Raw genomic sequence first — 14,185 nt, forward strand, 5'->3', positions numbered from 1 at the left:
GGGGATGATTTAAGTGAAGAAAAAGTTTTCTATATTTGAGTTATGTTTAATCATTGGATTTACATTCTTCTCAATCATAGTTTTATATCCTTTCTGGCAAACAATTGTCATTTCCTTTTCTGATCCGAAACAAGTTTCAGGACTTGGAATGAATCTGTGGCCAGAACATTGGATAACAGATGCTTACCAATTTGTATTTACTTACGGAAACACGATGAAAGCATATGCCAATACAATTTTACGTACTGTATCCGGAACATTTTTAATTGTAGCTTTCACAATGTTGGCGGCTTATCCTTTATCAAAAAAAGATTTGCCATTCCGGAATACGATTACCATCTTTTTTCTGATTGCTATGTTTTTCTCAGGTGGAATCATTCCAGATTATTTATTGATAAAAAATTTAGGATTGATTGATACAAGATGGGCGTTAATTTTACCATCTGCTGTAAACGTTTTTTACATCATAATCATGAGGAACTACTTCATGACGATTGATAAAGGAATTGAAGAGTCCGCCGTTATGGACGGTGCAGGATATTTTACGATTTTAACAAAAATTATATTGCCATTATCCAAACCAGTAATTGCAACGATTGCCTTATGGGCAGCTGTTTTCCATTGGAATGAATGGTTCCATGCTCTTGTGTATATACAAGACGATGCCAAGAGTGTATTGCAAATCGTTGTTCGAAAAATGTTGACCGCGATGGATGCATCACAATCAGAAAACGCGGCTGCCATAGGAGCAGGTGGGGGTTCATCCCAAAACTTGTTATTAGCTAATGTGCGTGCTGCGACGGTTATTATTTCAATCGGTCCGATTGTTTTGGTATATCCATTCGTTCAAAAATATTTTATAAAGGGAATCATGATTGGATCCCTTAAAGGGTAACCCAATCAAAGGAGGAAAAAGAATGAAGAGAATGAAGAAAGCTTTGCTAGTGGGATTCATGGCAACAACCCTCATTGTTTCTGGATGTGGTTCGAAGGCTGGCAACAAGTCGGAAGAAATTGATGTCTCTAAACTGCCTGATGCTGGTGATTTCTCAAAAGAACTAACATTAAAACTCTCAGGCTCATTTACGAGAGGAAAAGTTGAAGAAGGAAGCTATGTTCAAAAACGATTAGAAAAGCAATTTAACGTAAAGATCGTTAACACGAAAGTAGATACATGGGATGCGGAGCAAACAAACTTAATGGTTGCTTCTGGGGACTTGCCTGATACCTTTTCATTCACTGCAGGTGGTCAAACACCTCAAGAAATGTTTGATTCGGGTTTAACGAGAACAATCCCTAAAGAAATGCTAGAAAAATATGCACCTCGTTATATGAAAATGTTAGAAGATAACCAACCAGGACCTATTATGAACTTAAAAAAGGGCACCGATAATGAATATTTACAATTGGTTGGGCAATATGCACACGTAGATGGTATGGCTTGGGGACCAACTTTACGTCTAGATTGGCTTGAAAAGTTAGGCTACGAAATCCCTAGCGATGTAAAACCAGTAGGTCCAAGCGGCGGACGTGAGAAAATTTTCTTTACTGAACATGGATATACTTTAGAAGAGTTAGAGCAAATTTTAAAAGATTTCACTTTTAAAGATCCAGATGGAAACGGTAAAAATGATACTTATGGTCTATTACCTGCTAACAATAATCTAAACTGGGCAGCTACTCTATTAGGAGCTTTCCAATTAGGTAACGGATACAATTTTATTGAAAACGATAAATTAACTCGTATGGAAGTATCTGAAAAGTATAAAGACTTCTTGAAACTTATGGCAAAATGGTACAAAGAAGGAATTATTGACCCAGAATTTACAACATTAGATGAAAAAATGACTTGGGAAAAATACAAAACTGGAAAAATTGGTTACTTTATTGCCCAACCTTCTTACTTGGCAATGGATGACTGGGCAAGAGGCCGTGCTCCACAAAATATCGTTGAAACACCTGACTCAACAGCAAAAGTTCTTGCAACTGCACCTGAAATTGGTCCAAATGGACAACAAGGGATTTCAGCATATTTACCAGTAGTTAACTTAGCAGATAGTTTCTATATTTCGAAAAAAGTAACAGATGAGCAATTAGCACGTATTCTTCAAATCTTTGATTATATTAACTTTGACAATGATGCAAGATGGACACTATACGGAGAAATTGGTGAGCATTCAGATTGGGAAGGCGAGCCTGATAAATCAGCGATTAAAGTTCGTCCAGAATTTTCTTTAGAAGAAGGTAACTCTGGATTCTGGGCTTATAACTTCCGTACGTATGATAAAGAAAGAGTACAATGGATTAACTCTGAATACACTTTGAAATTAAAAGATGAGTGGTATGCTCGCGAAGATATTAAAGAAAAAATGTTAATCCGTCCTTATAAATGGGATCTTTTAAATGAAACAAATTTAAGAGAACTTGATAAGCGATATGGTGGACAACTTAATACAATTGTTGACGAGTTCAGAATGAAAGCTATTGTCGGTGAAGTTGATATCGATAAAGAGTGGGATAAATACGTTGACAGCTGGATGAAAAATGGTGGTAAAGAAGTTCTTGAAGAATTAGATAAAGCACCTTTAGTTTCTGACCTTTTACAAGGTAAAAAATAAAATAAAGGTTGTCCCGCGGTGCTAGTCACTTGCGGGACTTGCTTATAATTCTAAAGTAAAATATGTAATGGCATTCTGTTTAAGTTGTATGTTGATTACTGAGCTGTTTTCCAACCTTTTCAACATCAATGGCCCAAGTCGACAATGAACTTTAACTGCCTATTACATAGTAGATTGTAGGGTATAACAAGCAGCCATCAACTAGCAAACCTAGTCTCTTTCATTCGATAATTTCAAAGGTATTATAGTTTGCAAGTTGATGAGCAAGACTCATGTACTTTTCGAAATAAGCTAGGCTTTACACCAATTTATCAAATATAGGGAGATTTGCGACATGCCAAATATTCAAGCAGAAGCAATTTATTATCCAGATTTAGCCGGGTCTAAAGCGTATCGAATTCCTTCAATGATTACGACAACGAAAGGAACAGTCATTGCTGGGATTGATGCTAGAATTGTAGATCAAACAGATAATCCAAATAAAATTGACGTGACAATTCGCCGTAGTGAAGACAATGGAAAGACTTGGGGACCAGTCCAAAAGCTCGTTGCGTATGCTGGAGAAGGTCTAGATGGGGCCGCAGCCATTGATACATCGCTTTTACAAGATAAAGAAACAGGAACTATTTTTATGCTGTTTATGCATACGCCAGGTGGAATTGGTCTATGGGCAAGCGAACCGGGAATAGGCTTTGATTCAGAAGGTCGTAGAAAACTATATGATAAAGAAGGCAATGTTTACTTCCTTGCTGAAAGCGGAAGAGTTTTAGATTCCAAAAATAACGAAACAGATTATAGTGTTGACGAAGAAGGATATGTTTTTCAAAATGGCGAAACTAAAGGTAACATCTTTTTTAAAAAAGGTGTCGATCCAAATGAAAGCTTGCTAGAAGCGAGAACTTCCTTTTTACAAGTTATCCAAAGTGAAGACGATGGTCTTACTTGGTCCAAGCCAAGAGAATTAAATCCGATGGTAAAACAAGAATGGATGCGTTTTATCGGTTCTGGACCTGGATGTGGAATTCAACTTACAACTGGAGAAAAAGCAGGCAGACTCGTATTTCCAATCTATTTTTCAAATGAAGCTGGAAAATTATCTTGTGCTTGTATGTATAGTGACGATCATGGTGTTACTTGGAAGCTCGGCGAATCTCCGAACGACGGAAGAGAATTGGATGGAGAAATTTTATCTGCTAAAACAATCTCTGAAGAGAAGCAGTATTTAACTGAATCCCAAGTAATTGAATTACCTACGGGTGAATTGAGATATTATCTTCGCAATCATTATGGCCTGCAAAGAACTGCAGTTACGACAAGTACTGATGGTGGAGAAACATGGGGAGAAGTAACTTTTGACGATGCACTTATCGATCCAATCTGTCAATCAAGCGTCGTTCTTTATCCTGACTTAGGTGATGGAAAGGTGCGCGTCCTTTTCTCAAATCCTGCAGATGAAAAAACAAGGATTAAAGGTACGGTCCGCTTAAGTGAGGACGGAGGAAAAACATGGCCTTATAGCAAAGTAGTAGAAGATGGTTATTTTGGCTATTCTTGTTTAACCGTTCTTAAAAATGGTGAAGTTGGTATTCTGTATGAGCGTGTCGAGGATTATTCCGATTGGAACAAAATGGATATTCAATTTGGCACATTTACACTTGATTGGCTAAAATCAGAATAATGAACTAAGGGACAGGTAAAGGTGGATGATTTGCCTGTTCCTTTTGACAATTGTGGGAGGATACACATGGACAAACAATCTTTTTTTAAAACTATACATAAAAAATTAATCGTCTCCTGCCAAGCGCTTGAAAACGAACCACTTCATGGTTCCGACATTATGGCGAAAATGGCTCAGGCGGCTAAAGAGGGTGGAGCAGTAGCGATCAGAAGCAACTCAGCGCAGGATGTGGCTGCAATAAAGAAGCAAACGGGTCTCCCAGTCATTGGCTTGGTCAAACGTGACTATCCAGATAGTGAAGTTTTTATTACAGCCACCTTAAAAGAAGTAAAGGAATTACTTGAGGTGGAACCCGCTGTCATTGCACTCGATGCTACCATTCGCAATAGACCGAATGGGGAAACATTAGACGATTTGGTTCGCTATATTCACGAAAATAGTAATACTCTCGTAATGGCAGATATTGCTACAAAAAAAGATGCTGAATATGCAACAAGCTGTGGCGTGGATATGATTTCTACAACTCTATCAGGCTACACGGCAGATAGTCCTAAGCTCGAAGGACCTGATTTTCAATTAGTAGAAGAACTTTGCAAGACCTCAAGAATTCCTGTGATTGCAGAAGGACGCATTAATACGCCACAGGACGCGAAAAAAATGCTTGAACTAGGTGCATGGTCAATTGTAGTAGGCAGTGCGATTACAAGACCACAATTGATAACAAAATCCTTTGCAGAAGGAATTGAAAAATGAATCAGTATTTAGCTTTTGATATTGGCGGTACACAAATTAAATATGGAATTGTCGATGAATCAGGAAATATTATTTCTCATGGACTAATGGACACTGAAGCACATCTAGGCGGACCTTCTATTATTGATAAGGTAATTGCCAAAGGAAAAAGATTAATCGAAGATCACTCCGTTATAGGAATTGCGATTAGTACAGCTGGTCAAGTGGATTTCCATACAGGGACCATTGTCGGGGCTGGTGATACGATTCCGAATTATACAGGTGTGGAAATAAAACTCCGTATAGAAGAGGCACTTGGTTTACCCGTCGAAGTAAGGAATGACGTGGATTGTGCAGCTTTAGGAGAGCAGTGGCTTGGTGGCCATGATGTAAATAATTTTATCGCCCTAACCGTTGGAACCGGGATAGGAGGCGCCATTGTTATAGATGGGAAAATGTACTCTGGGCACACATTCAGCGCAGGTGAATGGGGCTATATGTTGGTCGAAGGAGAAGTATTTGAAAAAGTTGCCTCCGTCTCCGGCTTAATTCATCTTGCTCGGAAGTACAAGGAAGACCGTGATTGGACAGGGAAAGAAATTTTCGCATTGTATGATGAAGGTGATGTAGATATGAAACTAGCGGCCGATACATTTTTTAAGCATCTAGCAATCGGCATCACCAATCTTATTTATATTTTCAATCCCGAAAAAGTAATCGTTGGAGGCGGTATTACCGCACGTGGTGAGAGGTTTTTGCAAGAAATTCAACAGGAAGTCCAAAAATATATACAACCATCTATCTATAAAAATACCGAAATTGTTTTGGCCAAGTTATCCAACCACGCTGGCATGGTTGGAGCGGTCTATCATTTTATAAAAAGCAGACAAGCGTAAAGTTATTGTTCACATAATTATTGATTGGCTAGCAAATTGGTGCCAATGGCCAGTCAAGTCAGTCGATCGGCCAGTAAAACGAGGCATCCGGCAAGTAAAATTGGTCATTTGGCCACTAAAATCTAGTAACCGGCCAGTAAATTCGATTCGATGGCGAGTAAACTTTTGGCTATCAAATCAGAATTTATAATTATACAAAATAAATTTGAATTCATCATAAAGGGGTGCAGTCATGACGCAATTAAGAATGGGGATTATCGGCATTGGGCTAAGAAGTAATATTGTTAAGTATTGGCATCAACCTGAAGGGAATTCGGTTGTTGTAGGTGCGGCGGATATTTCGGTTGCTGCTCTTGACCGCTTTAAACAAGAAATTAATGAAGATGGTTTCGTTACAACAGATTACAAGGAATTGTTGGCTAGAGAAGATATCGATGCTGTAGCTATTCTATCACCAGATTATTTACACGAAGAACATGCAATTGCAGCGTTACGAGCAGGGAAGCATGTTTATTGTGAAAAACCACTTGCGATTACCCCTGAAGGCTGTGATCGTATTCTTGATGAATGGAAGCTTTCTGGAAAGCATTTAATGATTGGGTTCAATATGCGTTATATGAGTATGTACCAAACGATGAAGGAAATCATTGATTCTGGCGTCATTGGCGATATTAAAGCCGTTTGGGTTAGACATTTTGTAGGACTAGGCGGATATTATTATTACCATGATTGGCATGGGGCATCTAAAAATACGACATCTTTGCTTTTACAAAAAGCGTCTCATGATTTCGACGTTATTCATTGGTTAACGGGACAATATGCGAAAAAGGTATCTGCATTTGGAAGCCTAGATTATTATGGTGGGGACAAGCCAAATGATTTATATTGCCCTGATTGTGAATTGAAAGACACGTGCCCGGATGTAAGTTTAACAAAGTTAACACAATGTGCTTTCCGTGAAGAAATCGATGTAGAAGATAATAATATGGTCATAATGGAGCTTGAAAATGGTATTAAAGCATCTTATATGCAATGTCATTTTACTCCTGAATATTCTCGAAATTACACATTTATTGGTACGAAAGGCCGTATTGAGAACGATGATATTAACGATAAAGTATATGTAAAAACGAGGAAATCAGGCACTTGGCATGAAATGAGTGATATTGTATACGAGATGAAGCAAATGCCTGGAACTCACAGTGGAGCTGACCCACGCATTTGTGCAGATTTTGTAAATCTGGTTTTATACAATAAGCAACCATTAACAACTCCTTTTGCAGGCCGCATGAGTGTAGCAGTTGGTTGTGCAGCTACTGAATCGATCCGTTCTGGCGGAAAAGTAATTGAGATTGATCAAGGAAATCATCGTCCAATCGAGGAGGGGCAATATGCCAAAGTTAACGTATAACGAAAACTCCTTTTTGCTTGATGGCAAAGAAACGTTAATTTTAAGCGGTGCTATGCATTACTTTAGAACGGTTCCTGAATATTGGGAGGATCGACTTTTAAAATTAAAAGAATGTGGTCTTAACACAGTAGAAACATATGTTGCTTGGAATATTCATGAGCCTGAAGAAGGTCAATTTGTTTTTGATGGAATCGCTGATATTGAGCGCTTTATCAAGACGGCTGAAAAAGTAGGACTTCACGTCATCGTTAGACCTGGTCCTTATATTTGTGCAGAATGGGAATTTGGTGGATTCCCATATTGGTTAATGACTGTGCCAAATATTAAATTACGCTGTTTTAATAAGCCATACTTAGAAAAAGTAGATGCTTATTTTGACGAGTTATTTAATCGCTTGAATCCACTCTTAAGTTCGAATGGAGGTCCAATCATTGCCCTTCAGATTGAAAATGAATATGGTAGTTTCGGAAACGATCAAAAATACTTGCAATATATGCGTGACAACATTCAAAAAAGAGTTGGCGATGAACTTCTCTTTACTTCAGATGGTCCATTACCTAGCATGCTGCATGGAGGGATGATCGAAAACGTACTAGAAACGGTGAATTTTGGGTCAAGAACTGAAGAAGCATTTGCTGAATTAAAAAAAGTTCAACCGAATGCTCCATTAATGTGCATGGAGTTCTGGCATGGCTGGTTTGATCATTGGGGTGAAGAACATCATACAAGATCGGCTGCTAGTGTTGTAGAAACATTGGAAGAAATGTTAGAACGAAATGGCTCTGTCAATTTTTATATGGCGCACGGTGGAACAAATTTCGGTTTCTATAACGGAGCAAACCATAATGAGGAAATCTATCAACCTACAATTACGAGCTATGATTATGACGGATTGCTTACAGAATCCGGAGATGTAACAGATAAATTCTTTGAGGTTCGAAAAACTTTTGAAAAATACGTGGACCTCCCAGAAATTAATTTACATGCTCCTACGCCTAAAAAACAATATGGGGAAGTTCAACTAACAGAAAGTGTTGCGCTATTTGACTCATTAGAGCAGCTTTCCACACCTCAAAAAAGCGAAGCTCCATTAACGATGGAGGAATATGGTCAAGGATACGGCTTTATCGTATACGAAACGGTAATTAAAGGAGCTTACGGCAAGCAAAGATTGAGTGTTCAAGATGTACACGATCGTGGGCAAGTGTATTTAAATGGTGAGTATATTGGATTAGTTGATAGAATTAATGGAAAATCTAGTTTAGAAGTAGATATTACCGAAGATGAAACGAAACTCCAAATCATTGTTGAGAATATGGGACGTATCAATTACGGGCCATTCCTCGTTGATTTTAAAGGAATTACAGAAGGGGTTAGATTGAACAATCAATTTTTATTTGATTGGACGGTGTACCCATTACCATTAAATGATTTAAGCCATTTGGCGTTTGCTAAGCTAGAAGCGAAGGATGATCATCCACACTTTCATCGTGGAACGTTAACAATCGATGAAGTGGCTGATACGTTTATCGATATGTCAAATTGGTCGAAAGGCGTGGTCTTCGTGAACGGTCATAATCTTGGGCGTTATTGGGAGATTGGACCTCAACAGACACTTTATGTCCCAGCACCATTTTTACAAAAAGGTGACAATGAAATCGTCGTTTTCGAACTTCATAAGCATGAACAAGCTATAAGTTTTGTTGATAAGCCAGTACTAGGATGATGAAAAAAGCGTGGACCTAAATAGTCCACGCTTTTCCTTTTGTCTAGCTACAGCGCCTTGACCAGGCGACTTGCCGCTTTTCTACTCTTCTTCAACTGTATTTACTTCAACGCAGATTACAGTAGTAGTTACAAGGACGATTAACATAGCAGCTACGGCTAAAAACATATACATCAACTCCTACCAAGTAATATGGTGGCCAGATCCAGGAGGGGCATGTTGAATCATGTGGCTAAGCGGCAATGCGTACGCCATCAAAATTAGTGCTACTGCTACCCCAATCCAAATCCACCAGTTTTCCAAAAACTTCGGTGTATGTGATTTATCACTTTCTGCAATTGGGAATTCCTCAAATTCCCCGTTCAATTGTGCTTTAGGTGCAACGAATAATAGATTTGCAACGATGTAGAGTAATAGCATTGCTGATAAGAATAAAATCGTTCCACCGACTGCCATCGTAACATGGTTAGATAAAATTCCATCGAACCATTCCAACGCATTCACATTTCCGTTATAACCAGAGTAAGCTGTTCTTCTTGGAGCACCAAGCAATCCTAAAATATGTTGAGCTGTAGACATTAAAAGCATACCGATAGACCAAGAAATGATTTGGATAAAGGCTAGCTTTTGTAAACGTTTTGTGAACTTCCTTTCTGTGAGATAAGGGATAAGCCAGAATGTGATTCCCATAAATGTCATGGCAACTGGTGTTCCAACTGTAATATGGAAGTGGCCAACAATCCAAAGGGTATTATGCACAAGCTCATTTAATTGGAAGCTTGCATTAATGATTCCACCGGCACCACCAGGGATGAAAAACGCCATTGCGACAAAAATAGAAGTGAAGCGAACGTCTTTCCATGGTAGCTTTTTAAACCATCCGAACAATCCTGTTCCGCCTTTTTCTCTACCTGAAATTTCAAATGTCGCAAACATGGAAAAGGCAGTCATAAGAGATGGAATAATAACCATGAATGTTAGAACGACCTGTAAAAACTTCCAGAAGCTTGAGATCCCTGGCTCTGTTAACTGGTGATGGAATCCGACTGGAATAGAGAATAGCAAGAACAGAACAAATGATAAACGAGCTAAAGAATCGCTGAAAACTTTTACCCCAAGAATTTTTGGAACGACTGTATACCAAGCGATATAAGCAGGCAATAACCAGAAATAAACGAGCGGATGTCCGAAATACCAGAATAAAGAGCGACTTAGCTCTACGTTAATCGTATCAACCCAACCGAATGCCCAAGGAATGTATTGGAACACAACAGTTGCAACTACACCTAAACAGGCAATAATCCACAATACTAATGTAGCAATTGTCATATACGCAAATAGTGGACTCAACTGACCTTTATTACGTTTTTTCCACACGATATAATGACCGATAAGTGCAAAGCTGCTCAACCATGTACCGACTATGACTAATGCGAGTCCGACATAAAACCATCCACTTGCTTTTAGTGGTGCGTAAAATGTATAAAGAACGGACGCTTTACCTGAGATGATCATAACAGTTGCTAGTGCTGTTCCGATTGTCGTTACGATAAATCCTAGCCAAGCGAATAAATTAACTTTCGGTCCAAAACCGCCTAATGTTTTACTCATTCCAGCGATTAAGAATGCGAAAATGAAAAATGTTGTATAAATAAGTGCTAGTAAGACGCCGTGCGCTGTTAATATTTGATAATAATTAAGCCATGTAGGAAGATCGAGTGCATTGTTTCGCACAAACACTTGAAGCAATCCACAAAAAGTTCCGATAATGAATGCAATGTATGCAACTCCGATATTCCATAAAGCGAGCTTACGATCCTGAATTCCTATCATGGTTCATACACCTCAATCTCTGTTGACATAAAATGGTGACCTGTACCGCAATATTCATTACATAGGACTAAATATTTCCCAGGTTTATTGAATGTGTAGTTTTTATGCGTGATTCTTCCGGGCACCACCATCATGTTCACTTTTGTATCTTTTATCGTGAAACTGTGAACAACATCTGTACTTGTTAATGTAAAAATGATTTCTTTTCCAACAGGTACTTTGATATTGGAAGGGTTATAACCGAAAGCCATACCGACGATTGCCACTTCATAAGTGTTTTTATCAATCTGCCTTACACCTGGGTTATCGAATGGAGCTGTTTCATTCACCTTTTCTGGATCAATGGTGTCCATTCCGCCGGCAGGTGTATGCCCTTGCCCAAAAGCAGTAATTCCAACAATACTTAAAAATATTGCTAATGATAAAATACCGAATACTAACCAAATTTTTTCATACTTATGAAAATCCATGATTTCACCTACTTCTCCTTTTTATCTCGCAACATAAAGACCATAAACGGCAAACCACATAACTAAAATAATAATTCCGACTGTAAAAACACTAATTAATGTACCTTTAAGGTTAACGTCTGAATGATGTTTCTTTTTGGCCATTTGGCATCCTCCTATATTACTGCTCTATGACTAAATCGTACTTTTTTGTGATTCGCATCACAGTGATAAAAGTCACACCATATGTTAAAAAATGCACAATGTTAAAATTTAGACAAAAATACAGTAGCTAGCCTTTAGAAAAGTCAAAGAGTTTAACATTTGAAAGTCGAGGAACAGGAGTCTCAGATTTTCTTATTACTCCTTCGACAAAAGTCGAGTTGGACGAAATGAAGGTTATGTTACACTTAGAGCAGTTTAGGGATGGGGTGATGATGTGAAAAAGATTAATTTTCTTTATCTCTTTCTCTTTTTGTGTATTTGTATATCGGTAGGATTAGCGGCCTTCTTTTTATTTGAATCTTTTCAGTATGAAGCTTCCTTCAATGGAAGTGAACCAATCCCAAACTATGATTATCATTTTGTTCTTATTGGTCAGGAGAAAGATAACCCGTACCATCGGAAAATTTATGAAGGCGCTGAGGCTGCTGCAAAGGAGAAAAATATTTTCATAGAATATGTTGGTCCGAGGCAGACGAATGTAGAGGAACATATTAAATTAATTGAAATGGCTACCGCTGCTAGAGTCGATGGAATTTTAACTCAAGGACTGACTAATCGAGAATTTAAACCCGCAATTGATCATGCTATAAATCGTGGTGTACCCGTTATTACGTTCGACACGGATCTAGAGGATAGCAAGCGTTTATCCTACGTTGGGACGGATAATTATGAATCCGGTTACAAAATAGGAGATGCAATGATTGAGGATACAAATGGACAGGCTGTTGTAGGAATCATTACCGGATTACTTTATTCAAATAATTTGGTTTTACGAGTGCAAGGTTTTTTAGATGCAATTGAAAAAGCACCTAATATAAAAGTAGTAGCGATAGAAAGTTCGAACATTAGTAAAAGCCAAGCGGCTGAAAAAGCTCATCAAATGCTGCGAAAATATCCGGAAATAACCGTCTTTTTTGGTACAAGTGCTTTAGATGGTGCAGGGATTGCTCAAGCAATTGATAAAATCAATCCTGTAACGCCAATTCTTGTGTATGCATTTGATGATTTGAAGGAAACCATCGAGTTAATTAAAGAAGATAAAATTCACGCTACACTTAAACAAAATCAATTTGAAATGGGGTATAAAGGCGTTTCAATGTTATATGAGGCGGTTACGGGCGGCCCCATCCCCAAAACGTACCATACATCCACCAAAATCCTTCGAAAAAATGATATAGGGATGAGTAAACATGAGTAAAATGAAAAATAAGCTGATGGCATTTTTCCTTACATTATTTGTCCTGTTAAATGGAGTTTCTATATTTTTATTTCTTAATCATAAACAAACGGTTGCCCAGTATGATCATCTTCTAGACCGTTTTTTATTATTAAATGATATCTCACAAATTTCCCAGAATACTTATGACTCGATGAACTCTTTTCTTCTACATAAAACACAAGATGATTTAACAGACTTTTATACATATAGGCGTGAGCTTAAAGAAAAACAGCGTGATCTCAAAAAGACGATTATGAATAGCCATAACTATATTCCTGTAAAAAACTATGAAGTAATGATCGGAAGTTTAATAGAAGAAACAGACGTGACAATCGGACTTTTTATGAGTGAACAAATAGAAAGTTATCCTACTAGGCAAGCAGAATCATTAAAGTTCTTATCTTTTTTACAAGACCAAACGCTTCATTTATTAAATGAAGAATTGACTCAGTTTCAATCATATTATTTAGAAATGAGCGGAAGGAATCAAAATATGGAATATATGGGGTTTGCTTTATTTTCCAGCACGCTTTTCATGGTACTCCTGTTTTCGTTGCTGTTTAGCAATAATATAACGAAGCCGATTCACCAATTGACGAATGCCGCGCATGAAATTGCACTTGGAAAACTGGACGGCGAGGAGATTATTTATCATAAAAAAGATGAATTAGGATTTTTAACAGCGACGTTTAACAAAATGAGAAGAGACGTCATTGATTTATTCACGCAAATACAGGAAAAATCGGAGCAGGAACAGCTCATTAAAGAAATGGAATTGAAAAGCTTGCAAAGCCAAATCAATCCTCATTTCTTATTTAACACGTTGAATACCATTGGAAAGCTTGCCTATATAGAGGGATCAGACAAAGTGAATCATTTGATTATGTCGCTTTCCAAACTGTTGCGTTATAACTTGAGCAAGCTAGAGAAACCAGTAAAGTTGAGAGATGAATTACAAACGGTTCAAGATTATTTTTTTATACAAAAAACCAGGTTTGGGGAAAGAGTACATTTCGAAATAATGGTGGAGGAGGATTGTTTAGAATTAGAGATTCCTATTTTAACGCTTCAGCCGATTGTTGAAAATGCTTTTATTCATGGGATTGAATCGTTGGAAAGTGGTGGATCTATTAGAATCGTTGGACAAGTCGATCAGGGGGATATTGTCGTTAAGATTATCGATAATGGAATTGGTATGAGCGAGGAAATTCGGCAGTCCTTTTTGAGCAACACGGATAAATGGAAGCAGACGGGGACAGGGCACTCAACTGGATTAGGATTGGAAAATGTTATTCGGAGATTGCAACTTTTTTTTCATCGAAAGGATATTTTTTCAATCGAGTCTGAAATAGGAAAAGGGACAATCGTTGAACTGCGATTGCCGAAAGGATGATCTGA

At 37.9% G+C, this 14,185-nt stretch carries 12 protein-coding genes; 9 read left to right on the top strand and 3 right to left on the bottom strand.

Annotated features, from left to right (window positions below; all coding sequences use genetic code 11):
* Positions 1-13 precede the first annotated feature (13 nt).
* The 7 genes from KHA97_RS19050 (at position 14) to KHA97_RS19080 (ending at position 9,061) form a co-directional block, all read left to right on the top strand.
* Positions 14-895, top strand: a complete 882-nt coding sequence (locus tag KHA97_RS19050) for a carbohydrate ABC transporter permease (protein WP_213126333.1) — start codon at positions 14-16, stop codon at positions 893-895.
* Between the two features lie 22 nt (positions 896-917).
* Positions 918-2,618: a type 2 periplasmic-binding domain-containing protein gene (locus tag KHA97_RS19055; RefSeq protein WP_213126334.1), complete on the top strand. Its 1,701-nt coding sequence runs from the start codon at positions 918-920 to the stop codon at positions 2,616-2,618.
* 334 nt (positions 2,619-2,952) lie between these two features.
* Entirely contained in the window at positions 2,953-4,296 is a 1,344-nt protein-coding gene (locus KHA97_RS19060) for a sialidase family protein (protein ID WP_213126335.1), read from the top strand.
* Between the two features lie 66 nt (positions 4,297-4,362).
* Entirely contained in the window at positions 4,363-5,049 is a 687-nt protein-coding gene (locus KHA97_RS19065) for an N-acetylmannosamine-6-phosphate 2-epimerase (protein ID WP_213126336.1), read from the top strand.
* Entirely contained in the window at positions 5,046-5,924 is an 879-nt protein-coding gene (locus KHA97_RS19070; protein WP_213126337.1) for an ROK family protein, read from the top strand. The genes KHA97_RS19065 and KHA97_RS19070 overlap by 4 nt, the downstream gene beginning before the upstream one ends.
* A 232-nt stretch (positions 5,925-6,156) precedes the next feature.
* Positions 6,157-7,335, top strand: a complete 1,179-nt coding sequence (locus KHA97_RS19075; RefSeq protein ID WP_213126338.1) for a Gfo/Idh/MocA family protein — start codon at positions 6,157-6,159, stop codon at positions 7,333-7,335.
* Entirely contained in the window at positions 7,316-9,061 is a 1,746-nt protein-coding gene (locus KHA97_RS19080) for a glycoside hydrolase family 35 protein (protein WP_213126339.1), read from the top strand. The genes KHA97_RS19075 and KHA97_RS19080 overlap by 20 nt, the downstream gene beginning before the upstream one ends.
* Before the next feature lie 180 nt (positions 9,062-9,241).
* On the opposite strand, the gene KHA97_RS19085 is transcribed toward KHA97_RS19080, so the two are convergent.
* Genes KHA97_RS19085 through KHA97_RS19095 form a run of 3 tightly spaced genes read right to left on the bottom strand, consistent with a single transcriptional unit; the run spans position 9,242 to position 11,508 of the window.
* Positions 9,242-10,894, bottom strand: a complete 1,653-nt coding sequence (locus tag KHA97_RS19085) for a b(o/a)3-type cytochrome-c oxidase subunit 1 (RefSeq protein WP_213126340.1) — start codon at positions 10,892-10,894, stop codon at positions 9,242-9,244.
* Complete coding sequence (locus KHA97_RS19090; protein WP_213126341.1) at positions 10,891-11,364, bottom strand: cytochrome c oxidase subunit II; 474 nt, start codon at positions 11,362-11,364, stop codon at positions 10,891-10,893. The genes KHA97_RS19085 and KHA97_RS19090 overlap by 4 nt, the downstream gene beginning before the upstream one ends.
* A gap of 21 nt (positions 11,365-11,385) precedes the next feature.
* A complete protein-coding gene (locus tag KHA97_RS19095; RefSeq protein WP_213126342.1) occupies positions 11,386-11,508 on the bottom strand; it encodes a cytochrome C oxidase subunit II in 123 nt (40 codons plus the stop codon).
* A gap of 274 nt (positions 11,509-11,782) precedes the next feature.
* Here KHA97_RS19095 and KHA97_RS19100 point away from each other — a divergent pair, with 274 nt between their 5' ends.
* Positions 11,783-12,766: a sugar-binding protein gene (locus KHA97_RS19100; protein WP_213126343.1), complete on the top strand. Its 984-nt coding sequence runs from the start codon at positions 11,783-11,785 to the stop codon at positions 12,764-12,766.
* On the top strand, positions 12,759-14,180 hold the full coding sequence (locus tag KHA97_RS19105) for a sensor histidine kinase (RefSeq protein WP_213126344.1): 1,422 nt from the start codon (positions 12,759-12,761) through the stop codon (positions 14,178-14,180). The genes KHA97_RS19100 and KHA97_RS19105 overlap by 8 nt, the downstream gene beginning before the upstream one ends.
* The last annotated feature ends 5 nt before the right edge of the window (positions 14,181-14,185 follow it).

Origin of the sequence: Lederbergia citri (genome assembly GCF_018343625.1) — a bacterium.
Classification (GTDB): Bacteria; Bacillota; Bacilli; order Bacillales; family Bacillaceae_C; genus Lederbergia; species Lederbergia citri.

Excerpts from the sequence above, each read along its gene's own strand:
- KHA97_RS19055 (WP_213126334.1), top strand. The coding sequence starts at position 918 with ATGAAGAGAATGAAGAAAGCTTTGCTAGTGGGATTCATGGCAACAACC.
- KHA97_RS19060 (WP_213126335.1), top strand. The coding sequence starts at position 2,953 with ATGCCAAATATTCAAGCAGAAGCAATTTATTATCCAGATTTAGCCGGG.
- KHA97_RS19065 (WP_213126336.1), top strand. The coding sequence starts at position 4,363 with ATGGACAAACAATCTTTTTTTAAAACTATACATAAAAAATTAATCGTC.
- KHA97_RS19070 (WP_213126337.1), top strand. The coding sequence starts at position 5,046 with ATGAATCAGTATTTAGCTTTTGATATTGGCGGTACACAAATTAAATAT.
- KHA97_RS19075 (WP_213126338.1), top strand. The coding sequence starts at position 6,157 with ATGACGCAATTAAGAATGGGGATTATCGGCATTGGGCTAAGAAGTAAT.
- KHA97_RS19080 (WP_213126339.1), top strand. The coding sequence starts at position 7,316 with ATGCCAAAGTTAACGTATAACGAAAACTCCTTTTTGCTTGATGGCAAA.
- KHA97_RS19085 (WP_213126340.1), bottom strand. The coding sequence starts at position 10,894 with ATGATAGGAATTCAGGATCGTAAGCTCGCTTTATGGAATATCGGAGTT.
- KHA97_RS19090 (WP_213126341.1), bottom strand. The coding sequence starts at position 11,364 with ATGGATTTTCATAAGTATGAAAAAATTTGGTTAGTATTCGGTATTTTA.
- KHA97_RS19095 (WP_213126342.1), bottom strand. The coding sequence starts at position 11,508 with ATGGCCAAAAAGAAACATCATTCAGACGTTAACCTTAAAGGTACATTA.
- KHA97_RS19105 (WP_213126344.1), top strand. The coding sequence starts at position 12,759 with ATGAGTAAAATGAAAAATAAGCTGATGGCATTTTTCCTTACATTATTT.